The following is a 21,094-nucleotide window of genomic DNA, read 5'->3' on the forward strand; positions in this document are numbered from 1 at the left end:
CACATGCTCGATCGTACTCAGCTCACGCGACGTCGTTTCCTGTCCAATTTTGCCTTCGCCTCCGGCGCGGTCGCAACCGGCGTCGGCAGCTGGGTGATCCCCGCGCCCTGGGCCAATGCCGCCGAGGCGCCGATCAAGGTCGGCATCGCCACCGACCTCACCGGCCCGATCGCCTATGCCGGCAACGCCGATGCCAACGTCGCGAAAATGGTCATCAAGGAGATCAACGCGGCCGGCGGCCTGCTCGGCCGTCCGCTCGAGCTCTATATCGAGGACACCGCGTCCAACGAATCCGTCGCCGTCGGCAACGTGCGCAAGCTGATCCAGCGCGACAAGGTCGACATGGTGCTCGGCGGCATCACCTCCTCGATGCGCAACGCGATCAAGGACCCGATCGTGGCGCGCGGCAAGACCCTCTACATCTATCCGCAGCTCTACGAGGGCAAGGAGTGCACGCCGTACCTGTTCTGCACCGGCCCGACGCCGGCGCAGCAATGCGACGAGTTCATCCCCTGGCTGATCAAGAACGGCGGCAAGAAGTTCGCGCTGCCGAGCGCCAACTACGTCTGGCCGCACACGCTCAACGTCTACGCCCGCAAGGTGATTGAAGCGAACGGCGGCGAGGTCGTGTTCGAGGAATATTACCCGCTCGACCAGGTCGACTTCTCCGCGACCGTCAACCGCATCATCTCGAACAAGGTCGACGTCGTCTTCAACACCGTCATTCCGCCCGGCGTCGGCCCGTTCTTCAAGCAGCTCTATGAAGCGGGCTTCCTCAAGAATGGCGGGCGGCTCGCCTGCGTCTACTATGACGAGAACACGCTCAACATCAACCAGGCCGCGGAGATCGAGGGCCTTGCGAGCTGCCTCGATTATTTCAAGGTGCTGACCAAGGAGAACCCGTTCGACGCCAAGATCCAGGCGGCTTACGAGAAGGATTTCCCGGGCAACTTCCTGTTCGCAGCCGGCAGCGCGGCCACCGGCACCTATCGCGGTCTCAAGCTGTGGGAAGCCGCGGTCAAGGAAGCCGGCAAGATCGACCGCGAGTCCGTTGCCGCCGCGCTCGACCATGCCAAGATCGCCGAAGGTCCGGGCGGACCTGCCGAGATGGTGCCGGGCAAGCGGCACTGCAAGATGAAGATGTACACCGCCGTCGCCAAGGGCGGGAACTACGAGATCGTCGGGCGCAGCAACGGCCTCGTCGATCCCAAGGAATGCTGATTCTTCACCTCTCCCCGCTGGGGAGAGGTGAACCCCGCCGTGATTGACGCGGCTGACTATCACGATGCTGAACCCGGAATGCTGAAGCCGATGAGTGTGGTAAGAGAAGCCATCGTCGCCGACGCCGACGACGAAGTGGACGGTGCGATGGCTGAGAGCGCAGCGGCGGAACGGGCCAATGACCGCGTCAAGGCAGGGCGAAAGATCCTGCCCATCGTCGAGGGCCTCGTGCTCGTCGCGGCGCTACTCGCGCCGCTGGTGCTGCAGGACTATCTCACGGTGTTCGCGACGCGCGTGATCATCCTCGCGCTGTTTGCGCTGTCGTTCGACCTGGTCTGGGGCTATGCCGGCATCATGAGCTTCGGCCAGGCCCTGTTCTTCGGCTCGGCCGGTTACGGCGTCGCCCTGCTCGCGCGCGACCTGAACGTCACCAACATCTTCCTGGTGCTGCCGGCGGGAACGCTGATCGGCCTCACCTTCGCGCTCCTGCTCGGCGGCTTCCTGCTGCTGGGACGGCATCCCTCCAGCGTGATCTTCGTCTCGCTCGGCACGCTGACCGGCTCCTACGCCGCCGATCGCCTCGCGCGCGGCTGGTATTATCTCGGCGGCCAGAACGGCATCCCCTCGATCGCACCGATGTCACTCGGCGGTTACGACTTCACGGAAGGACCGGCGTTCTACTATCTCGTGCTCGGCATCCTCGTCGTGGTCTACCTGCTCTGCCGCTTCCTGGTGCGTTCGCAATTCGGCCTTGCGCTCGCGGGCCTGCGCGAGAACGAGCAGCGCATCGCCTTCTTCGGCTACAAGGCGCAGCACCTGAAAGCGATCATCTTCACCATCGGCGGCGCCGTCGCAGGCCTCGCCGGCAGCCTCTACGCCTTCCACGAAGGTTTCGTCTGGCCCAACATGGTCGGCGTCGTGGTTTCGACCCAGGTCGTGCTCTATGTCCTGTTCGGCGGCTCCGGCACGCTGATCGGCGCCGTCATCGGCGCCGTGATCGTCGAGGGCGTCAGCTTCTGGCTCTCGGACAATTACCGCGACATCTGGCCGATCATCCTCGGCCTGCTGCTCCTGCTCGTGATCCTGTTCCGGCCGCTCGGCCTGATCAGTTTTGTCCTTGGCGAGCGCGAGCGGGTCGGCAGCTTCGGCGCCAAGATCAAAGAGAACGTCAAGGAGCCGCGCAATGCTCCTTGAAGCGGCCGGCATCAAGAAGGTCTTCGGCAAGCTCACCGCGCTCGACGGCGCAGCGCTCACGGTCGGCGAGAACGAGTTTCACGGCCTGATCGGCCCGAACGGCTCGGGCAAGAGCACGCTGATGAAGTGCATCGCCGGCGCCGAGGTGCCGACGCAAGGAAAGGTCTCCTTCGTCAACACCGATATCACCGCGTTCACGCCGACCGAACGCGCCCGGGCCGGCATGAGCCTGAAATTCCAGATCACATCCGTGCTGCCGTCGCTGACGCTCTACGACAACATCCTGCTCGCGCTGCAGGCGCAGTCCTCGCTGTTCGACCTCGTGTTCTCGCGCACCCGCGGCGCGCTGCACGATCAGGTCATGACGATGCTGACGCAATTCCGCCTCGCCGACCGCGCCTTCGACGCGGCCGCCGCGCTGTCGCACGGCCAGCAGCAATGGCTGGAGATCGCGATGGCGCTCGCCGGCAAGCCGAAGCTCTTGCTGCTGGACGAGCCCACCGGCGGCATGAGCCTGGAAGAGCGCCGCGTCACCGGCGAGCTGCTGCAGCCGATCAAGCAGCATTGCTCGCTGGTCATCGTCGAGCACGACCTCGATTTCATCCGCGACATCTGCGATCGCCTCACCGTGCTCGACCAGGGCAAGGTGCTGGCGTCTGGCACGGTGCCGGAGATCCAGGCCAACCCATCAGTCCAGGAGATCTATCTGCGCCGTGCCTGAATTTCTGGACATCAAGCATCTCGACGCCGGCTATGGCCGCAGCCAGGTCCTGTTCGACGTCAGCCTCGGCATTCCCTGGCGCGGCGGCGTTGCCGTGCTCGGCCGCAACGGCGCCGGCAAGACCACGCTGATGAAGACCATCGTCGGCGAATTGCCGGCGTGGAAGGGCGAGGTCGCCTTCGACGGCCGCGACATCAGCCGCCGCGCCACCCAGGAGCGCGTGCGCGCCGGCATCGGCTACGTGCCGCAGGAGCATTCGGTGTTCGCGCGCCTGTCGGTGCGCGACAATCTCGCCGTCGGCTCGCTCGCAAGCAGGGATGCCTCCGCAATCGACCGCGTGCTGGCCATCTTCCCAAAGCTCGGCCAGCGCCTCGACCAGCCCGCCGGCACGCTTTCCGGCGGCGAGCGCAAGATGCTCGCGATCGGCCGCGCCATGCTGGGCGATCCAAAACTGCTGCTGCTGGACGAGCCGACTGAGGGCGTCTGGATCGGCGTCATCGAGGAGATCACCGAGCGCCTGATCGAGCTCGCCAAGACCATCGCCGTCATCATCGTCGAGCAGCACCTCGACCTCGCACTCCGCGTTGCCGACTACGCCTATGTGCTGGATCGCGGCCGCGTCGCGCTGCAGGGCGCGGCCGGCGAGGTGAGGGACAATCCGGAGCTGGTGCGCTATCTGGCGCCGTAGCGGCGCGCGGGGTGGAGTGCGGGTACTCTCACTCCGAGCTCAACTGTCATGCCCCGGCTTGTCCGGGGCATCCAGTACGCCGCGGCCTCTCGGCTGAATCACACCCGTCTCTGGAATACTGGATTCCCCGCATTCGCGGGGAATGACGGTGGAGATTGCGGCGGCCTTCCTCGATTCAACTGTCAAACAGCCGAACACGACATCGCGATCCCGCGGCGCAGTTCGCCCGGGTTTTGCTTCACTCTCGCGCCCAGGAAATCGGAAGGGCGCAGGGAAGGCCGGGTACCGGCTGGCACCCACGAGCCCCTGTGCAATGATGCGTAAGTAGACGCTCACAGGGGTGACACAGGTGCAGCCCGATAACCGGCCTTCCCTGCGCAGTGGTTTGACGGCTTATGTCGCGCTCTCCCCGGGGAGCGTTGCACTGTTGCCCCCGTCGCCTTGCCGATTGCTGATGCGCGCGCTCCGGTTGGACCGCTCGCACCACCGCAAAGACTTGGCGCACAGCCTTTCGGGCGCCAGGACCACACGATTTTGCCATACGCGGTTGCGCCCGTCGTCGCCCTCTCGGGCTTCGCCGGACACGGCGCCGTCGTACCGCGCCCGCTGATCGCTCACGGGGACTACCCGCCCTGCGACCGCATCTGGCGCCAACGCCGCCCGCGTCCACCGCAACCCACCCCACGAACCGTGACGATCGCGACCCGCCCCTTCCGGAGGGATGAGATGGCGTGGAAGATAGGGTGTTTCGGGTGTTCGGGTAAAGAGAAATATCGCTTATCCGAAGGGACGTGCCTTACTTCACCGCCGAGAAGCGGCTGTCGAACGAGTTCGACGACACCACCGGCGCGGCGCCTGATATCATCGGGGTGCTGTCGCCCGCGCCGTCGCTCACCGACGGCTTCAGCGCCGGACGCGTTGCGGCGAGACGGGTGTCTGGCTTCGGCGGTTCGGCGGGCTTGGCGGCGACAGCGGCCGGCTTCGGCGTTTCCTTCGCCGCGTCCTTCTTGTCCTGCCCCGGCACGAAGCGGGTCACGGCGGCCTTGAGTCGCGAGGCGGCCGTGGCCGGCGTCGTGGACGTCTGGGCGGCCGGGGCCAAGGACGCCGTGGCCTGCGGCGCGGGCGTTGCGGTCGCGGTGGTGTCGGCGGTGCCGAATCCCATCTTGCGGCCGAGATTGGAGAAGAAGCCGCCGCCTTCGGACTTCTCCGCGGGCGCAGCCGAGGCGACGCGCGTATTGCTGGCAGGCGCGCTGACGGCCACCACCGGCTCTTCGCGCGGCGCCGGCGCGCTTGCCACCGCATCGAGGTTCGGCTTGGGCGGATTGACGTGACCGGGGATCGTGCCCGGCGCCTTCGCCATGGCCAGCATCTGCAGCGTGGTGCCTTCGGCGCTCTCGGAGAGGCCGGTCGAGCCCTCCGGAATCTTGGCCGCGAACACCTTGTGCATGCCGCCGTCGATGCCGGTGTTCATCCGCGCCACCGGCGTGCCCTTGGCGACGAGCCTTGCATATTCGGTTTCGTCCTTGGCTTGCTTCTCGCGCACGGCGCTGGCGATCTCATCGGGGATCACATAGGCCGGGCACTTGGCCGAGGCGTCGAACACCGGATCGCGCTTGGCGTCCGCGGGCTTGGCGGCATCGAAGACGTACTTCTTCTCGCAGAAATCGACCTTCGGCTCCTGCCGCGTCACCTCGAAATGATCATAGCCTTCCTTGATCATCTTCCAGAACGGCATGTTCGGATTGTTCCGGTGCCTGGCCATGTTCACCGGCGTCATCTTGAACGGATAGGCCTGCAGCTGGAACGCCTTCTGGCCGCCGAAGAAGGATTCGCGGCCCAAAGAATAGATCTCCGCGATCTGCTCGTCCGTCATCGCGTAGCAGCCGCGCGACGAACAGTCGCCGTGCACCATCAGCTGCGAGCCGGTGCGGCCCAGCGCCTTGTCGAAGGCGTTCGGATAGCCGGTGTTGAACGAGAGGTAGTACGACGATTGCGGATTCATCTGGCTCGGATTGATCGAGTAGAATCCCTCCGGCGCCTGGCGGTCGCCTTCGCGCACCTTGGGGCCGAGATCGCCCGACCAGCGGCAGATCGGATAGGTCTTGAGCAGCGCGAACTGGCCAGAGCGGGTCTGCTTCCAGACCTCGAGCTCGGCCTCCTGCTTGAACAGGCGGACCAGGATCGGCGATTGCAGGTCCATGTCCTTCTCGGCCATCGCGGCGATCAGCTTCGGCGGCACCGGCTGATTGGCCTTGGCGTTGGTCGCGAGCGAGACCTGATCGGTGTTGCAGCCGGACAGCAGGACGCCGGCCGTCATCAACGCAACCGAAGCAAGAAGCGCGCGAGCAAGCGAACGAGAAATCAAGATGGACCCCACACCGTGCCGGGCATTGCAGCGCGAACCCCAATTCTTCCGAAGCGCAATCCGACCGGAAAACCGACCCGCCGAGACGGGCCCGGTCAGACCCCGCTCCAGCGCTTATGCCCTGAAGCCATTGATTAAAATTCTAACCTCTGGGTCATGTGGTCGCAACCCGAGCGGGGATCACGAGGACGTTGGCCCAGTGGCATGGTCAACGAAGACTAAATGGACGCGAGTTGGGACGGAACTTGGGCTTTCGGCCCGATCCGGACTCAGATCGCCGATTTGGGCAAAAAAAGGGTTAATGCGGGGTTACCGGGCGGTCTCGTGCCCCGGACGCAGTGCAGCGCCTCTTGGCGGTGCGCTGCTGAGCCGGGGTCATGGCTCACCGCGAGCTCTGGGCCTGCTGGGTCCCGGCTCTGCGGAGCGTCACTTCGTGCCGCACCGCGTCCGGGACACGGAATCGAGGCGAATCAGCCCAGTTTCCGCCCGATATCGAGGAATTTCTGCCGCCGCTGCTTGCGGATGGCGTCCCCATCAAAGTTCCGGAGTTCGTCGAAGGCCTTGGCGATGGCCTCGCCGGTGGTGGCGATCATGGCGGCGGGGTCGCGGTGGGCACCGCCGACCGGCTCCTTCAGGATCTGGTCGATCACGCCGAAGCGGAGCATGTCCTGGGCGGTGATCTTCATGTTGTTGGCGGCTTCTTGCGCCTTGGTGCCGTCGCGCCAGAGGATGGAGGACGCCGCCTCCGGCGAAATCACGCTGTAGATCGCGTGCTCGAGCATCAGGACCTTGTTGGCCGTGGTGATGGCGATGGCGCCGCCCGACATGCCCTCGCCGGTGATGATCGCGACATTCGGCACGGTCAGCGCCAGGCACGCATCGGTCGAGCGCGCGATGGCTTCCGCCTGGCCGCGCTCCTCGGCGCCGATGCCGGGATAGGCGCCGGCAGAATCGGCCAGCGACAGCACCGGCAGGCCGAACCGCTCGGCCATCTCCATCAGCCGCACGCATTTGCGATAGCCTTCCGGCCGCGCCATGCCGAAATTGTGCCGGATGCGGCTCTCGGTGGAATCGCCCTTTTCCTGGCCCATCACGCAGATCGGCTCGCCGCGGAAGCGCCCGAAGCCGGCGACCAGCGCCTCGTCCTCGCCGAACTTGCGGTCACCGGCGAGCGGGGTGAATTCAGTGATCAGGCCCTTGATGAAGTCGTTGAAATGCGGCCGCTGCGGATGCCGCGCCACAAGCGTCTTCTGCCACGGCGTCAGGTTCGCATAGAGGTCGGCCAGCGCCTGCGCCGCCTTGTCCTCGATCCGCCCGATCTCGTCGCTGATGTCGGTGCCGGTGGCGGCGAGCGCGCGCAATTCGTCGACCTTGGAGTCGAGCTCGGCGACGGGCTTTTCGAAGTCGAGATAGCTGCGCATCTGGTCTTGCATCAACTCAATATAAGGGGGCGGGGCGTGAGAAGCGAAGCGAGTTGGGGTCAGGAGAAGAAGTGTAGCGTCTTCAAAGAGTTGGCTTGTGTGCTTGAGGCAGCCGGCCAAATCAGTCGAAAGGCCCCGGCTCTTTCTGCGGAGATGTGGCCGAAGTCAAGGCGGTTCATGGGCCGCCGCGGCCCAGCTCTCGTGTCCCGGACGCGCTGCAGCGCCTCTATGGCGCTGCTGCGGAGAGCCGGGACCCAGCAAGCCGCATGGGCCCCGGCTCAGCAGCGCATCACTAGGTGCTGCGCCGCGTCCGGGGCGCGAGACCTCTCACCTATCCCCTACTTCTCCGCCAGCGGGTGCAGGTCGCGCACCAGGCTCTTCAGCCTCTCCTCGACCACATGGGTATAGATCTGGGTCGTCGAGATGTCGGTGTGACCGAGCAGGGTCTGCACGATGCGCAGGTCCGCGCCGTTGTGCAGCAGATGGCTGGCAAAGGCGTGGCGCAGCACGTGCGGGGAGACCAGGCGGGCCTGCAAGCCGGACGCAACCGCGAGCTCCTTGAGGTCGCGCGCAAAATGCTGGCGCGTCAGATGTCCGCTCTCGCCGAACGAGGGGAACAGCCATTTCGAGGCGGCCACGCTGTTCTTCCTGTCGGCCTTTGCCGCTTCGGTGGCAGCGAGATAGTCGGCCATCGCCTGCCGCGAGGCGTCGTTGAGCGGCACCAGCCGTTCCTTGTTGCCCTTGCCGCGCACCACGATCATGCGGGCGTCGCGCTTGGCCGCCGAGCGCGGCAGCGCCACCAGCTCGGAGACGCGCAGGCCCGTGGCGTAGAGCACCTCGAGCAGGCAATAAAGCCGCAAGGCGCGCAGCCGTTTCGACGGCGAGGCATCTTCCGCCTCGCTCAATTCCTTGGCGCGGCGGAGCATGCGGTCGACGTCGGCGATCGACAGCACTTTCGGCAGGCCGCGGCCGCGCTTCGGGCCTGACAGGATCGCGGCGGGATCGTCGGTGCGGATGCGCTCGTTCAGCATGAACCGATAGAGGTGGCGCATCGCGGATAGCCGGCGGGCCACACTGGTGGATTTGAAACCGCGGGTGTCGAGGTCGGCGAGATAGTCGCGCAGCGTCTGGGTCTCGGCATCCACGAAAGTGTGGCCGACCCGGCCCAGAAATTCCGAGAAATCGGTGAGGTCGCGTCGGTAGGCATCGAGCGTGTTGACGCCGGCGCCCTGTTCCGCTGCGAGCATGTCGAGGAACAGGCCGATGAGCTTGGGGTCGGAGGGCTTTGCGGGCATGCCCCGGAGCCTAGCTGCTATTTCTTGAGAAACTTGTCCGGTGGGATCGTCACGGTCATTTCCCGCGGCTTCGGATTGACGAAGTTCGCCAGTGCGAAGACCACGCCATAGACGATGCCGGCGATCACAGCGACGACCGTCAGGAAGCGGAACAGGCTCGGCATCGTTCTGGAGTCTCGGGTAGGGGCGCGGCAGCCAAATTAACCAATGAAATCATCCAACATGTTCGCCGTTTCGTGGCAAGAGTCCTCTGGCGAGGGCCCCCATGGGGTCGTATAGGTGGCCAAACCATGCCGCATCTGGCGGCAGTTCGAGCGAGATCCAGTCGAGCGAGACGATGTCCGACGCCGCGTTGCCGCTTCCTGCTTCGCCCGAGGCCGACATCCTGTCGGCGCTCGGGGCGCGCTCGATCGTGCTCGTCGGCATGATGGGGGTGGGCAAATCCACCATCGGCCGGCGCATGGCGGCCCGGCTGAAGCTGCCCTTCGTCGATGCCGACACCGAGATCGAGGCAGCGGCCGGCATGACCATACCGGAAATCTTCGAGCGATACGGCGAGGCGCATTTCCGCGAGGGCGAGGCCCGGGTGATCGCGCGGCTGCTCGACGATGGGCCCGTGGTGCTGGCAACCGGCGGCGGCGCCTATATGCGCGAGGAGACGCGGACCCGCATCGCCGCCAAGGCGGTCTCGATCTGGCTCCGGGCGGACCACGACGTCATCATGCGCCGCGTCCGCCGTCGTGCCGATCGCCCGCTGCTCCAGACCGCCGATCCGGAAGGGACGGTAACGCGCCTGCTCACCGAGCGCGAGCCGGTCTATGGCAAGGCCGACCTCACCATCGCCTCGCGCGACGTGCCGCACGATCGCATCGTCGAGGAGTGCATCGAAACGCTGCGCACCCATCTCTGCAGCGAGCCGTCCGCCTCACCCCCTCAAGACGTTGCGAGTGCGTCAAGATGACTGCGCCGTTGAAGCATTCCGATCCTGTCACTGTCGGCGTCGCGCTGGAGAATCGCGCCTACGACATCGTTATCGGACGCGGCGTGCTGGCCTCGCTCGGCGAACGCGTCGCCGCCCTGCGCCCCGGCGTGCGCACGGCGATCGTGACGGATCGCACCGTGGCGAAACACTGGCTCGCGCCGACCGAAGCATCGCTCGCGGCGAGCGGCATTCCGACCTCGCGCATCGTGGTCGAGGAAGGCGAGATCTCGAAAACCTATGCCGGGCTCGAAAAGGTCAGCGAGGCACTGATCGCCGCTCGAATCGAGCGCAACGATCTCGTCATCGCGCTCGGCGGCGGCGTGGTCGGCGATCTCGCCGGCTTTGCCGCGGCCATCCTGCGCCGCGGCGTCGATTTCGTACAGGTGCCGACCTCGCTGCTCGCGCAGGTCGACTCGTCCGTCGGCGGCAAGACCGGCATCAACTCGCCGCAGGGCAAGAATTTGCTCGGGGCCTTCCACCAGCCGGTGCTCGTCATCGCCGATACCGCCGTGCTGGACACGCTGTCGCCGCGTCAGTTCCGGGCCGGCTATGCCGAGGTCGCCAAATACGGCGTGCTGGGCGACGAGGCTTTCTTCAGCTGGCTCGAGAAGAACCATGCCGACATCTCCAGGGGCGGATCGGCCCGCGAGCATGCGATCGCGACGTCCTGCCGGGCCAAGGCAGCAATCGTCGCGCGCGACGAGCGCGAAACCGGCGAGCGCGCCCTGCTCAACCTCGGCCACACCTTCGGTCACGCGCTGGAAGCTGCGACCGGCTTCTCCGACCGCCTGTTCCACGGCGAGGGCGTCGCCATCGGCATGACGCTGGCGGCGCAGTTCTCGGCGAAGCTCGGCATGATCGGCGAGCGTGAGGCGGCGCGTATCGAGCGTCACCTGATCGAGGCGGGTCTGCCGACGCGCCTGCAGGACATCGCGGGCTTTGCGCAGGAAGGGCTTGCCGATGCCGACGCGCTGATGGCGTTGATGGCGCAGGATAAGAAGGTCAAGCGCGGCAAGCTCACCTTCATCCTGCTGGAGGCCGTGGGCCGCGCGGTGATCGCAAAGGACGTCGAGCCGGCGCCGGTGCGCGACTTCCTGAAAGAGAAGCTCGCGCAGTGACGACGGGATCGTTCAGATCGGCCGCCCGCGAAACGGCGGGGAATGCCGGGGCGGTCGCGAGGCAAACATGAGCTCGATCTCGATCAATCTGCTGCTTGCGGCCCTCCTGCTCGCCGCCAACGCGTTTTACGTGGCGGCGGAATTTGCGCTGGTGAAGAGCCGCGGCTTCCGCGTCAAGGCCATGGTCGAGCAGAACCGCTTCGGTGCGCGCCTGCTGCAGACGATGATGGGAAACATCGAATCCTATCTCGCCTGCTGCCAGCTCGGCATCACCATGGCCTCGCTCGGTCTCGGCTGGATCGGCGAGCCGACCGTGTCCGCGCTGCTGAGCCCCGTCCTCAGCCCGCTCGGAATGTCGGAGGCCACGCTGCACTTCACCTCGTTCGTGGCGGGTTTTCTGGTCTTCTCCTCGCTGCACATCATCATCGGCGAGCAGGTGCCGAAAACGCTTGCGATCAGGGAGCCGATGCCCGTGTCGCAGTGGATCGCGTATCCGCTGCATTTTTCCTACCTCGTGTTCTACCCGCTGAGCTGGTGTCTCAACACGGCGTCGAGCGCGATCCTGCGTCTGATGGGAGTGCAGGAGTTCTCGCAGCACGAGATCCTGACGGATTCGGAGATCGAGGGCCTGGTCGAGGAATCGGCGGTGCACGGCAAGATCGAGAGCGGCGAGGCCGAGTACATTCACAACGTCTTCCGCCTCGGCGAGCTGACGGTGTCCGACGTGATGGTCCACCGCACGGCCATGGTGATGATCAACGCCGACCTGCCGCCGGAGGAGCTGGTGCGGGAGGTGCTGGCCACCGAATACACCCGCATTCCGCTGTGGCGGGACAAGTCGGAGAACATCATCGGCATTCTGCACGCAAAGGATCTGTTGCGGGCGATCCGCGCATCGGAGGGCGACACGTCGCGCATCGACGTCACCACCATCATGCTGCCGCCCTGGTTCGTGCCGGAGATGCGGCCGATATCCCAGCAGCTCAAGGCGTTCCGCCGCCGCAAGACCCATTTCGCGCTCGTCGTCGACGAGTATGGTGAGGTCGAAGGCCTCGTGACGCTGGAAGACATTCTGGAGGAGATCGTCGGCGACATCTCCGACGAGCATGACGTGGTGGTCGCCGGCGTGCGCCGTCAGCCCGACGGCTCCGTCGTGGTCGACGGCTCGGTGCCGATCCGCGACCTCAACCGCGCCATGGACTGGCATCTGCCCGATGAAGAGGCAACCACGGTCGCCGGCCTCGTCATTCACGAGGCGCGCTCGATCCCAGACCGCGGCCAGAGCTTCACCTTCCACGGCTTCCGCTTCCGCGTCCTCCGCCGCGAGCGCAACCGCATCACCGCGCTCCGTATTTCACCGGTGACGCGCGAGGCCGAGCTGGAAGAGGCCAAGCCGAGACGGGCCGGAACGTCGTTTTAGTCTGCTGACGGAGGCTATCCTTCCCCCGGCGCCTGCGCATTGATCGCCAGCGCGTGCACGCTGCCTAAGAGTTCCGCGGCGAGCGCGGAATTTATCATGCGATGACGGTCGACCCGGCTCTTCCCTTTGAAGGCGGCAGACACGATATACACCCGGAAGTGTGTCTCGCCGCCCGGCTGATGGCCGGAATGGCCCTCATGCAAATGTGACTCGTCGACGACTTGCAGGCTTTCCGGCGTGAAAGCTTCCTGCAACTTGTTGCTGATAGTGTCTTTCATAGCCATGTGTGCCATTAAGGTGCGCGCTCGCATTCCGTCAATACCCGGACGTCCCAAGCTCGTCGCGACCGGGTGCTCAGCGAATTGCAATGTCAAGACTTGAAGGTTTTTGCATTGCGTAGTCAAAGTCAGCCATGCCGATCGATTCATCGAAATTCTTCGACTCCATCCGCGTGAAGCCGCGGGGCAAGCAGCCGGAAGTGAAGCCGCGCGACACCGCGGTCAATTGCGAATGGGCGGGCTGCGCCAACAAGGGCTCGCACCGCGCGCCGAAGGGGCGCGAGAACCAGCGCGAGTACTGGCACTTCTGTCTCGACCACGTGCGCGAGTACAACCAGAACTACAATTTCTTTTCCGGCATGAATGCCGAAGCAGTTGCGCGCTATCAGAAGGATGCGCTGACCGGTCACCGCCCGACCTGGAAAATGGGCGCCAATGGCGGCAAGAAGGGTGCGGAAGAGATCGACATGGCGGCCGATCCTTTCAGCATGTTCAGCGAGATCAACGGCCGCGCCAGCTGGCGCAAGGGCCCGGAAGCTGCGCCCAAGGCCGAGACGCGCAAGGTGATGAACGCCGAGCGCAAGGCGCTCCAGGTCATGGGCCTCGGCCCCAGCGCAACGCTTGCCGACGTCAAGACCAAGTACAAGGCGCTGGTGAAGCAGCACCACCCCGACGCCAATGGCGGCGACCGCTCGACCGAGGACCGCCTGATCGAGATCATCAAGGCGTACAATTATCTGAAGACGGTCGTGCGCGAGGCGTAAGGGGGCCTTGGGCTTTCTTCCTCTCCTCTTGTGGGAGAAGGTGGCATGGGCGGCCCTCGGCCGCCGTTCTTTAGAACGTCGAAGCGAAGCTTCGGCTATGGCGCCGGATGAGGGGTTGCTTCCGCAGATTCCAATGCAAGAGGGGTGCTCGCGGAGAGAACCCCTCACCCGTCTCGCCGCTGCGAGCCACCCTCTCCCGCAAGGAGAGAGGGGAAGAGCGCTCCGCATTTCCTATGCTTCTACGCCTCCGGCATCGCGCCCACATATGACGAACTCGGCCTGATCAATCGCCCCGTCCGCTGCTGCTCGCGGGCATGCGCGGTCCAGCCTGCGCTGCGCGCGACCGCGAAGATCGGCGTGAAGGCCTGCCGCGGAATCGCCAGGGCATCGAGCAGGATCGCGGTGAAGAACTCGACATTCGTCTCCAGCGGTCGCTCCGGATTCTTCCTGCGCAAGGCGCTGCGGATATAGGCCTCGACCTCGCCGGCAAACGGCAAATCGGTGCCATCGGCCGCCAGCGCCTCGACCGCGGTCTTGAGCACGTCGGCGCGAGGATCGCGAACGCGATAGACGCGGTGACCGAACCCCATCATGCGCTCGCCGCGCGCCAGCGCCGCGTCGACCCAGGGCTTTATGCGCTCGCGCGACCCAATCGCATCCAGCATTTCCAGCACCGGCTCCGGCGCGCCGCCATGCAAGGGGCCGGTCAGCGCGCAATAGCCGGCGGTGACGGCCGCGAACAGGTCAGCCTGCGTCGAAGCCACCACGCGCGCGGTGAAGGTCGATGCGTTCATGCCGTGGTCGCTGGCGGTGACGAGATAGGCGTCCAATGCCGTGATCTCGCGCGGTGCGGCCGAACGCCCGTGCAACATGCGCAGCGTGTCGGCGGCATGGCTAACGTCGGGATCGGGCGCGACCGGCTCGAGCCCCTGGGCGTGCCGGACCAGCGCGCCCGCGATCACCGGAAATGCGCCGACGATCGTCGCCTCGTGCTCCAGCCCGGGCTCGGCGCGAAGTCCGGCGACGGCGGCACGAAACCCGTCGATGATGCCCATGCCGCGCGTCGCCGGCAGCAGGTCCGGCAGCCGCGCGAAGGCGCGCTCGCGCGCCACGCCCAGGTGTGAGCGCACATTGGCCTCGGTGAGGGTGGTCTTGCCGGCACCGTTCCAGAGCCGGGCGGTGACGCCCTCGAAGCTCGAGATGGCGGCGAGCCGGCCGACATGCTCGCCGGCGATGATCAGCTCGCCGTGCTCGCCGTCGACATGGCTCAGCACGGTCTCGGCCGCGGGAACGCCGTCCAGCCCGATCTGGCTTTTGGTGAGGTGGATGTTCATGACCCAAATCTCCTGTTCACGGAGAACAAGGTCAGGCCTCTCGACACATTGATCAATCTTGATTACATAAATCAATATGAAAAATTCTGATGGACTGTACCTCTCCGCCCGGGAAGCCGCCGCCGAGCTCGCGATCTCCCCGGCCACCCTCTATGCCTATGTCAGCCGCGGCCTGATCCGCTCCGAGCCGACGCCGGACTCGCGAAAGAACCGCTATCGCGCCGAGGATGTTCGTGCGCTGAAGGAGCGCCGTGTGCCGTCGCCGGAGCCACGCGGCCTGCGCAGCTTCGATGCCGATCTGCCGGTGATGGACACGGAGATCTCGACCATCACCGAGGAGGGCGCGATCTATCGCGGCGTCAATTGCGTCGATCTGTCCGAGAACGATACGCTGGAGCACGCCGCGACGCTGCTGTGGGATGTCGCCGACGTCGATCCGTTTGCCCCCGACAATCAACCCGAGCTCTCCGAGGAAATGCGCGTGATCGCGGAGGCCGCGCGCCGGGCGGCACCGATCGATCGCGCCATCGCCGTGCTCGCACTGGCCGCGAGCGCCGATCCCCGCGCCTTCACCCGGGCACCCGATGGCCGCGCCATGGTCGGCGCGCGCATCGTCCGCCTGCTGGTTGCGACCATGCTCAATGCGGAAGCCTCGGCCGAGCCGCTGCATCAGCAGGTTGCGCGCGCCTGGGCGGCGGACAACAAGCAAGCGCCCGATCTGATCCGCCGCGCGCTGGTGCTGCTCGCCGATCACGAGCTGAACGCGTCGACCTTCACCACACGCTGCGCGGCCTCGACCGGCCTCAACCTTTATGACTCCGTTATTGCCGGCCTCGCCGCGTTGAAAGGGCCGAAGCATGGCGGCGCCGGCGTCCTGGCCTCACAGCTCGTCAAGACGCTGGTCGACCGCGACGTCGAGCCTGTCGTGCGGGAGCGCGTCGCGCTCGGCGAACGCTTTGCGGGGTTTGGCCACGGCGTCTACAAGCACGGCGACCCCCGCGCGCAGTCGCTGCTGAACGCGCTGTCGCGCGCCGGCGCGCCGCGCAAATTCACCAGGGAAGTGCCCGAGCGGATCGCGGAAGCCACCGGCGAGTTCGTCAATATCGACTACGCGCTCGCCGTGCTGGTCCATGCACTGCGCCTGCCCGCCGGCAGCGAGCTCGCACTGTTCGCGATGGCGCGCAGCGTCGGCTGGATCGCGCACGCCAGCGAGCAATTGCAGTTCGGCAAGCTGATCAGGCCGAGGGCGCGGTATGTGGGCCCGACGCCGGGAAAGAGGGTGGGGGCTGCGAGATCCGGAGCCTAGATCATTTTCCGGATCTTCAGCTTAGGCTTCCGGCGAACCGCTCGGCGAGTCTGTTTCTCTTGAATGCCTCGGCGACCCAATCCACGAAGACTCTCGTCTTTGCGGGCACGAACTTGCGCGACGCGTAGTAAATCGAGATCGCGCCGGCGTCACAGTACCATCTTGGCACCAGGCGTAGCAGCGACCCCTCTTCGAGCGCGGGAAGAATGTCGGCGGTGGCGAGCATGGCAACGCCCAGACCCAGCAGTGCCGCCTCGCGCATCGCAGCCGGGTCGTTGACGACGATCGCCTCAGTCAGTGGGGCTTGAACTTCGCGCCCCGAAACATCGCGCATCGTCCAGTGCCGGATGCGCCCGCTCTGGAGCGAGCGCATGACAATGCCATCCAGCGCGGCCAATTGGTCCGGCGTAGTCGGCAATGTTCGCCCCGACATGTAGACCGGAGAAGCAACGGGGATGATGTGTGCCGGCGCAAGGGTTCGGCTGACAAGTCCCGGCAACAATTCAAACCCGCCTCCAATCGCGGCGTCGTAGCCCTCACCGACCAGATCGACTTGGCGATTCTCGAAGTGCCACTCAGGGCGGACCTGCGGATAACGGGCCAAGAAGCCGGGAAGCAGAGGCAGGATATGAGCTGTGCCGAATGTCGGCGGGAGGCTTATCTTGAGAACGCCCGCCGGCTCCTCGCGTCCGGTGGACGTTCCGGCGATCGCTGCCTGGAGTCCCTCGAGGTGGCCACCGATCGCGGTGCGGAACGCTTCGCCGGATTCGGTGAGCGTCAGCCTCCGTGTCGAACGATGAAACAATCGGACGCCGAGATTGCGCTCCAGCATGGCAACGTTGCGGCTGACAGCTGCCGGAGTCAGCGAAAGGCGTCGGCCAGCCTCCGAAAAGCTGCCGCACTCAGCGCTGCGAACGAATGCTTCCAGGTTGGCCAACGTTTCCATGAGCTCATTTTCAAAGGAACGTTGATAATCTTACGACCAATATCACGCTAATCAAAGGGCAATATTTCGGTCATCTCTGTGACCGACCGATCAGTTCGTCTGATCCCAAACAGCCCGGAGCTTTTCCATGTCCACCATCGGCATCATCGGCGCAGGCAATATCGGCCGCGCAATCGCGCAAGTGCTGGCGCGCAACGGCATCGCCGTGACCCTGTCCAACAGCCGAGGTCCGGACAGCCTCAGGACCACCGTGGCCGAGATCGGTCCGCTCGTGACCGCGGGCACCCGCGAGGAAGCCGCCGCCAAGGATATCGTCTTCGTCGCCGTCAACTGGTCGAAGCTGCCAGATGCGCTCGCCGGCCTGCCGCCATTCGGCGGGCGCATCGTCGTCGACGCCAACAACCCGATCGAAGCGCCCCTGTTCAAGCCGGCAGAACTCGGCGGTCGCGCCTCGTCCGAAGTTTTCGCCGATCTGGTCCCCCGTGCGCGGGTGGTGAAAGCGTTCAACCATCTTTTGGCGCAACTCCTCGCAACCGATCCGGCGAGCGAGGGCGGCAAGCGCGTGCTTTTCTACGCGGGCGACGATGCCGGCGCCAAAGCGGAGGTCGGCGCTCTGATCGATCGGCTCGGATTTTTCGGCATCGATCTGGGCTCGCTCGCGATTGGGGCCAGGTTGACCCAGTTTCCTGGCGGTCCGCTTCCCGCGCTGAACCTGGTGAAGTTCGGATGATGTGCGAGCCGCTTGGCAACACGATGAAAGGGATCACGATGAAAACGGAAGATATTGATTTCGATCACCTGCTTCGCTCGAATCTGGAGCGGGTGTTCAACGAGCGGGACGAGGAAAAGAGGCGGATCGCCATCACCGAGTTGTTCGTCGAAGAGCCCGTCATGTACGAGCCGACCGCCATCGTCCGGGGGCGCGCCGAGATATCGCGCATCGCGGGGAATCTCCTGACGCAATTCGGGCCGACGTTCCGCTTCGTGCCGGATGGCGTGGCTGCCGGTCACCATGGGCTCGCGCATCTGGCTTGGCACGCCGGCCCCAAGGATGGTCCAGTCGCGGTGACAGGCGCAGACGTTGTTCAAATCGAAGGCGGCAAGATCGCGCGGCTGTGGGTGCTGCTCAATTCGCAGAACACTGAATAGCGTTGCCTGCAGCTGTAATCTCTGCGCTCTTTGCCGTCGTCACTGGGAACGCAGAGGCACAGCGTTCTCGGCGTGACAGCTCTTAACCCGACCGCGGCAGTTCACACCATCGCTTCCGCGACAACCATGTAGTTCACGTCCATATCGGACGACAGCGACCATTTGTCGGCGAAGGGCGAGTAGACGACGCCGGTCTGCTCGGTGATGACGAGACGGTTGTCGAGCAGATATTTCGTCAGCTCGTCGGGCGTGACGAACTTGTTCCACTCGTGCGTGCCGCGCGGCAGCCAGCGCAGGACGTATTCGGCACCGACGATGGCGAGCGCAAAGCTCTTCCAGTTGCGGTTCAGCGTCGAGACCACCATCAGGCCGTTCGGCTTCAGCATCGCGGCGCAGCGCTTCAGGAACATGCCGACGTCGGTGACGTGCTCGACCACCTCCATCGCCAGCACGATGTCGAAGCGCTCGCGCGGGTCGATCTCCTCCACCGTGGTGCAACGATAGTCGATCGCAAGATGGCTCTTGTCGGCATGCAGCTTCGCCGCCGCGATATTGCTCGCGGAAGGATCGACGCCGATGACCTGCGCTCCGAGGCGCGACAGCGGCTCGCAGAGCAGGCCGGCGCCGCAGCCGATGTCGAGCACGCGCAAGGATCCGAGACAATTGAGGCTGCGCACGTTGCGCTCGAACTTGCGGCAGGCGGCATCGCGGATATAGCCGAGCCGCAGCGGGTTGATCCGGTGCAGCGGCGCCATCTTGCCCTTGGGATCCCACCATTCCGCCGAGAGTTTCGAGAATTTCGCGATCTCGGCGGCATCGACGCTCGAGCCGGGCTGGGCGGAAAGGGAAGTATTTTGCTGCATGCTCATGGTTGGGCGCGGTCCTACCGCGTGGTGATCGAACTACGGAAGGCGAGCGGCGAGGCGATCGTCCGGATGGTTTCGCGACCTTCGCCGACTCCGTTGATGGTCACATCGCCGTAGTTGAGAATACGTCCAAGAATTGTCTGGTTGACATCGACGCTCTCGACCTTGTCCAGCGGCATCTCGAAGGTGCGGCGCTGGATGAACCCGGTCTTGTGCACCACCCTGAGGTTGGTGACGTCGGTCTCGGTGGTGAAACGATGGAACCAGCCCTTCACGGTCCAATACAGGGCCGCCAGCGCTACGAGACCTGCCGCGCCAAGGCAAAGCAGAACGAGCCAGTCGACCATCGCCTGCTGCGACAGGACGAGCAGGGCCAGCGCCACGATCCAGGCCACGATGGCCGGAAAGTAGAAGATCCAGTGCGCATTGGTCGAATACAGCACTCGCTCGCCGGGCTGCAGGATCTCGTCGATATAGCGCGCCATGATCTAGCTTAACCCACTACCCCGCCCTGCCCCCGCAGGAACCCGCTTGCCCCCGGCCCCTCCGCTCTGTATACGCGCGGTCGGTGGGGCACCCGTCCAGTGCGGGTCACCATACTGATCCTTATGAAGGAATGCACGCGTCGTCATGAGCCGCCTCGTGATGAAATTCGGCGGCACGTCCGTCGCCAACATCGAACGTATCCGCAACGTCGCACGCCATGTGAAGCGTGAGGTCGATGCCGGCCACGAAGTGGCCGTGGTCGTCTCGGCGATGGCCGGCAAGACCAACGAGCTGGTGGCCTGGTGCACCGAGGCCTCGCCGATGCACGACGCGCGCGAATATGACGCCGTGGTCGCCTCGGGCGAACAGGTGACGTCCGGTCTTCTTGCCATCGTGCTCCAGGGCATGGGCATCCAGGCCCGCTCCTGGCAGGGCTGGCAGATCCCGATCAAGACCAGCGACGCCCATGCCTCGGCCCGGATCGAGGACATCGACGGTAGCGAGATCATCAAGCGCTTCAAGGACCGCAAGGAGGTCGCGGTCATCGCCGGCTTCCAGGGCATCAACCCCGAGACGGGTCGCATCACCACGCTCGGCCGCGGCGGCTCCGACACCTCGGCCGTGGCGATCGCCGCCGCCGTCAAGGCCGACCGCTGCGACATCTACACCGATGTCGACGGCGTCTACACCACCGACCCGCGAATCGTGCCGAAGGCCAAGAGGCTCGACAAGATCGCGTTCGAGGACATGCTGGAACTGGCCTCGCAGGGCGCCAAGGTGCTCCAGGTCCGCTCGGTGGAACTCGGCATGGTCCACAACATGCCGATCTTCGTCCGCTCGAGCTTCGACAAGCCCGAGGATATCGACCCGCATGCCAACCAGCCGCCCGGCACGCTGATCTGCAGCGAGGAGGAGATCATGGAAAGCCACGTCGTCACCGGTATCGCCTTCTCCAAGGACGAGGCTCAGATCTCGGTGCGCCAGATCGAGGACAAGCCCGGCGTTGCGGCCTCGATCTTCGGCCCGCTGGCCGATGCCAATATCAACGTCGACATGATCGTGCAGAATGTGTCCGAGGACGGCAAGACCACCGACCTCACCTTCACCGTGCCGGCCGCGGACTTCACCCGCGCGAAGGATACGATTACCGCGGCCAAGGCCAAGATCGGCTATGCGCGGCTCGATACCGCCACCGATGTCGCCAAGATCTCGGTGATCGGCAGCGGCATGCGCAGCCATGCCGGCGTCGCCGCCCAGGCGTTCTCGGCGCTCGCCGGACGGAACATCAACATCCGGGCCATTACAACCTCCGAGATCAAATTCTCGGTCTTGATCGACACCGCCTATACCGAGCTTGCGGTGCGCACCCTGCACACGCTCTACGGCCTCGACCAGACCTGATGGTCTTTCCGGAAAACTGGTTCGCACTTTTCCGGACCATGCCAAAAGGCTAATTTTCTCTTAGCGGTCGCAGCAAACGCGAAGGTGTACACACCTTCGCGTTTGGCAGGCGTTTTGCTTGGCAAAACAAGCCTCAATT

Annotated in this window: 21 protein-coding genes; 12 read left to right on the forward strand and 9 right to left on the reverse strand. The window is 65.1% G+C overall.

Annotated features, from left to right (window positions below; translation table 11 throughout):
- Positions 1–3: 3 nt before the first annotated feature.
- From AC24YW_RS13470 to AC24YW_RS13485, 4 genes are all read left to right on the forward strand, one after another.
- Positions 4–1,221, forward strand: coding sequence for a substrate-binding protein (locus AC24YW_RS13470; protein WP_487483179.1), 1,218 nt, complete (start codon positions 4–6; stop codon positions 1,219–1,221).
- A 78-nt stretch (positions 1,222–1,299) separates the two neighbouring features.
- A complete protein-coding gene (locus tag AC24YW_RS13475) occupies positions 1,300–2,415 on the forward strand; it encodes a branched-chain amino acid ABC transporter permease (protein WP_487483311.1) in 1,116 nt (371 codons plus the stop codon).
- Positions 2,405–3,136 carry an ABC transporter ATP-binding protein gene (locus tag AC24YW_RS13480; protein ID WP_487483180.1) on the forward strand — a complete coding sequence of 244 codons (732 nt, stop codon included), beginning with the start codon at positions 2,405–2,407 and terminating at the stop codon, positions 3,134–3,136. The genes AC24YW_RS13475 and AC24YW_RS13480 overlap by 11 nt, the downstream gene beginning before the upstream one ends.
- A complete protein-coding gene (locus AC24YW_RS13485) occupies positions 3,129–3,824 on the forward strand; it encodes a branched-chain amino acid ABC transporter ATP-binding protein (protein ID WP_487483181.1) in 696 nt (231 codons plus the stop codon). The genes AC24YW_RS13480 and AC24YW_RS13485 overlap by 8 nt, the downstream gene beginning before the upstream one ends.
- 796 nt (positions 3,825–4,620) lie before the next feature.
- Here the strand turns inward: AC24YW_RS13485 and AC24YW_RS13490 are convergent.
- From AC24YW_RS13490 to AC24YW_RS13505, 4 genes are all read right to left on the reverse strand, one after another.
- Positions 4,621–6,141 (reverse strand): L,D-transpeptidase family protein, encoded by a 1,521-nt coding sequence (locus tag AC24YW_RS13490; protein ID WP_487483182.1) that lies wholly within the window; start codon positions 6,139–6,141, stop codon positions 4,621–4,623.
- Positions 6,142–6,659: 518 nt separating this feature from the next.
- The gene (locus tag AC24YW_RS13495; RefSeq protein WP_487483183.1) at positions 6,660–7,622 is read right to left on the reverse strand and encodes an acetyl-CoA carboxylase carboxyltransferase subunit alpha; all 963 of its coding nucleotides are present in this window, start codon (positions 7,620–7,622) and stop codon (positions 6,660–6,662) included.
- Between the two features lie 326 nt (positions 7,623–7,948).
- The gene (gene xerD, locus AC24YW_RS13500) at positions 7,949–8,905 is read right to left on the reverse strand and encodes a site-specific tyrosine recombinase XerD (protein WP_487483184.1); all 957 of its coding nucleotides are present in this window, start codon (positions 8,903–8,905) and stop codon (positions 7,949–7,951) included.
- 17 nt (positions 8,906–8,922) lie between these two features.
- Positions 8,923–9,069: a hypothetical protein gene (locus tag AC24YW_RS13505; RefSeq protein WP_035669499.1), complete on the reverse strand. Its 147-nt coding sequence runs from the start codon at positions 9,067–9,069 to the stop codon at positions 8,923–8,925.
- Between the two features lie 173 nt (positions 9,070–9,242).
- On the opposite strand from AC24YW_RS13505, the gene AC24YW_RS13510 reads away from it, so the two are divergent.
- From AC24YW_RS13510 to AC24YW_RS13520, 3 genes are all read left to right on the forward strand, one after another.
- The gene (locus AC24YW_RS13510) at positions 9,243–9,866 is read left to right on the forward strand and encodes a shikimate kinase (RefSeq protein WP_487483185.1); all 624 of its coding nucleotides are present in this window, start codon (positions 9,243–9,245) and stop codon (positions 9,864–9,866) included.
- Positions 9,863–11,005: a 3-dehydroquinate synthase gene (aroB, locus tag AC24YW_RS13515; protein ID WP_487483186.1), complete on the forward strand. Its 1,143-nt coding sequence runs from the start codon at positions 9,863–9,865 to the stop codon at positions 11,003–11,005. The genes AC24YW_RS13510 and aroB overlap by 4 nt, the downstream gene beginning before the upstream one ends.
- Positions 11,006–11,072: 67 nt before the next feature.
- Positions 11,073–12,425 (forward strand): hemolysin family protein, encoded by a 1,353-nt coding sequence (locus AC24YW_RS13520; RefSeq protein ID WP_487483187.1) that lies wholly within the window; start codon positions 11,073–11,075, stop codon positions 12,423–12,425.
- A 14-nt stretch (positions 12,426–12,439) separates the two neighbouring features.
- On the opposite strand, the gene AC24YW_RS13525 is transcribed toward AC24YW_RS13520, so the two are convergent.
- The gene (locus AC24YW_RS13525) at positions 12,440–12,709 is read right to left on the reverse strand and encodes a BolA family protein (RefSeq protein ID WP_487483188.1); all 270 of its coding nucleotides are present in this window, start codon (positions 12,707–12,709) and stop codon (positions 12,440–12,442) included.
- Between the two features lie 128 nt (positions 12,710–12,837).
- Between AC24YW_RS13525 and AC24YW_RS13530 the strand changes: the two genes are divergently transcribed.
- Positions 12,838–13,467 carry a J domain-containing protein gene (locus AC24YW_RS13530; protein WP_225148469.1) on the forward strand — a complete coding sequence of 210 codons (630 nt, stop codon included), beginning with the start codon at positions 12,838–12,840 and terminating at the stop codon, positions 13,465–13,467.
- 239 nt (positions 13,468–13,706) lie between these two features.
- Here the strand turns inward: AC24YW_RS13530 and AC24YW_RS13535 are convergent, their stop codons facing one another.
- Positions 13,707–14,801, reverse strand: coding sequence for a citrate synthase/methylcitrate synthase (locus AC24YW_RS13535; protein WP_487483189.1), 1,095 nt, complete (start codon positions 14,799–14,801; stop codon positions 13,707–13,709).
- 76 nt (positions 14,802–14,877) lie between these two features.
- On the opposite strand from AC24YW_RS13535, the gene AC24YW_RS13540 reads away from it, so the two are divergent.
- Positions 14,878–16,107 (forward strand): citrate synthase, encoded by a 1,230-nt coding sequence (locus AC24YW_RS13540; RefSeq protein WP_487483190.1) that lies wholly within the window; start codon positions 14,878–14,880, stop codon positions 16,105–16,107.
- Positions 16,108–16,123: 16 nt separating this feature from the next.
- Here AC24YW_RS13540 and AC24YW_RS13545 read toward each other — a convergent pair whose 3' ends face one another.
- Positions 16,124–17,053, reverse strand: a complete 930-nt coding sequence (locus AC24YW_RS13545; RefSeq protein ID WP_487483191.1) for a LysR family transcriptional regulator — start codon at positions 17,051–17,053, stop codon at positions 16,124–16,126.
- Between the two features lie 127 nt (positions 17,054–17,180).
- On the opposite strand from AC24YW_RS13545, the gene AC24YW_RS13550 reads away from it, so the two are divergent.
- Positions 17,181–17,783 carry an NADPH-dependent F420 reductase gene (locus tag AC24YW_RS13550; protein WP_128265496.1) on the forward strand — a complete coding sequence of 201 codons (603 nt, stop codon included), beginning with the start codon at positions 17,181–17,183 and terminating at the stop codon, positions 17,781–17,783.
- Positions 17,780–18,202: a nuclear transport factor 2 family protein gene (locus tag AC24YW_RS13555; RefSeq protein WP_487483192.1), complete on the forward strand. Its 423-nt coding sequence runs from the start codon at positions 17,780–17,782 to the stop codon at positions 18,200–18,202. Before AC24YW_RS13550 ends, AC24YW_RS13555 begins: the two co-directional genes overlap by 4 nt.
- 101 nt (positions 18,203–18,303) lie before the next feature.
- Here AC24YW_RS13555 and ubiG read toward each other — a convergent pair whose 3' ends face one another.
- Together ubiG and AC24YW_RS13565 are read right to left on the reverse strand one after the other, a co-directional pair.
- Entirely contained in the window at positions 18,304–19,071 is a 768-nt protein-coding gene (ubiG, locus tag AC24YW_RS13560) for a bifunctional 2-polyprenyl-6-hydroxyphenol methylase/3-demethylubiquinol 3-O-methyltransferase UbiG (RefSeq protein WP_487483193.1), read from the reverse strand.
- A 14-nt stretch (positions 19,072–19,085) separates the two neighbouring features.
- Positions 19,086–19,553: a PH domain-containing protein gene (locus AC24YW_RS13565; RefSeq protein WP_157285742.1), complete on the reverse strand. Its 468-nt coding sequence runs from the start codon at positions 19,551–19,553 to the stop codon at positions 19,086–19,088.
- Positions 19,554–19,698: 145 nt separating this feature from the next.
- On the opposite strand from AC24YW_RS13565, the gene AC24YW_RS13570 reads away from it, so the two are divergent.
- Positions 19,699–20,955: an aspartate kinase gene (locus AC24YW_RS13570; RefSeq protein WP_036014718.1), complete on the forward strand. Its 1,257-nt coding sequence runs from the start codon at positions 19,699–19,701 to the stop codon at positions 20,953–20,955.
- Positions 20,956–21,094: the final 139 nt, after the last annotated feature.

The sequence above is a fragment of the Bradyrhizobium sp. USDA3516 genome, assembly GCF_057651995.1.

What these genes read in the sequence shown, in the direction of transcription:
- AC24YW_RS13535 (WP_487483189.1), bottom strand. Translation starts at nt 14,801, where the DNA reads ATGAACATCCACCTCACCAAAAGCCAGATCGGGCTGGACGGCGTTCCC.
- AC24YW_RS13520 (WP_487483187.1), top strand. Translation starts at nt 11,073, where the DNA reads ATGAGCTCGATCTCGATCAATCTGCTGCTTGCGGCCCTCCTGCTCGCC.
- AC24YW_RS13550 (WP_128265496.1), top strand. Translation starts at nt 17,181, where the DNA reads ATGTCCACCATCGGCATCATCGGCGCAGGCAATATCGGCCGCGCAATC.
- AC24YW_RS13475 (WP_487483311.1), top strand. Translation starts at nt 1,300, where the DNA reads ATGCTGAAGCCGATGAGTGTGGTAAGAGAAGCCATCGTCGCCGACGCC.
- xerD (WP_487483184.1), bottom strand. Translation starts at nt 8,905, where the DNA reads ATGCCCGCAAAGCCCTCCGACCCCAAGCTCATCGGCCTGTTCCTCGAC.
- AC24YW_RS13495 (WP_487483183.1), bottom strand. Translation starts at nt 7,622, where the DNA reads ATGCAAGACCAGATGCGCAGCTATCTCGACTTCGAAAAGCCCGTCGCC.
- AC24YW_RS13490 (WP_487483182.1), bottom strand. Translation starts at nt 6,141, where the DNA reads ATGACGGCCGGCGTCCTGCTGTCCGGCTGCAACACCGATCAGGTCTCG.
- AC24YW_RS13555 (WP_487483192.1), top strand. Translation starts at nt 17,780, where the DNA reads ATGATGTGCGAGCCGCTTGGCAACACGATGAAAGGGATCACGATGAAA.
- AC24YW_RS13505 (WP_035669499.1), bottom strand. Translation starts at nt 9,069, where the DNA reads ATGCCGAGCCTGTTCCGCTTCCTGACGGTCGTCGCTGTGATCGCCGGC.
- AC24YW_RS13480 (WP_487483180.1), top strand. Translation starts at nt 2,405, where the DNA reads ATGCTCCTTGAAGCGGCCGGCATCAAGAAGGTCTTCGGCAAGCTCACC.
- ubiG (WP_487483193.1), bottom strand. Translation starts at nt 19,071, where the DNA reads ATGAGCATGCAGCAAAATACTTCCCTTTCCGCCCAGCCCGGCTCGAGC.
- aroB (WP_487483186.1), top strand. Translation starts at nt 9,863, where the DNA reads ATGACTGCGCCGTTGAAGCATTCCGATCCTGTCACTGTCGGCGTCGCG.
- AC24YW_RS13545 (WP_487483191.1), bottom strand. Translation starts at nt 17,053, where the DNA reads ATGGAAACGTTGGCCAACCTGGAAGCATTCGTTCGCAGCGCTGAGTGC.
- AC24YW_RS13510 (WP_487483185.1), top strand. Translation starts at nt 9,243, where the DNA reads ATGTCCGACGCCGCGTTGCCGCTTCCTGCTTCGCCCGAGGCCGACATC.
- AC24YW_RS13530 (WP_225148469.1), top strand. Translation starts at nt 12,838, where the DNA reads ATGCCGATCGATTCATCGAAATTCTTCGACTCCATCCGCGTGAAGCCG.
- AC24YW_RS13525 (WP_487483188.1), bottom strand. Translation starts at nt 12,709, where the DNA reads ATGGCTATGAAAGACACTATCAGCAACAAGTTGCAGGAAGCTTTCACG.
- AC24YW_RS13565 (WP_157285742.1), bottom strand. Translation starts at nt 19,553, where the DNA reads ATGGCGCGCTATATCGACGAGATCCTGCAGCCCGGCGAGCGAGTGCTG.
- AC24YW_RS13470 (WP_487483179.1), top strand. Translation starts at nt 4, where the DNA reads ATGCTCGATCGTACTCAGCTCACGCGACGTCGTTTCCTGTCCAATTTT.
- AC24YW_RS13570 (WP_036014718.1), top strand. Translation starts at nt 19,699, where the DNA reads ATGAGCCGCCTCGTGATGAAATTCGGCGGCACGTCCGTCGCCAACATC.
- AC24YW_RS13540 (WP_487483190.1), top strand. Translation starts at nt 14,878, where the DNA reads ATGAAAAATTCTGATGGACTGTACCTCTCCGCCCGGGAAGCCGCCGCC.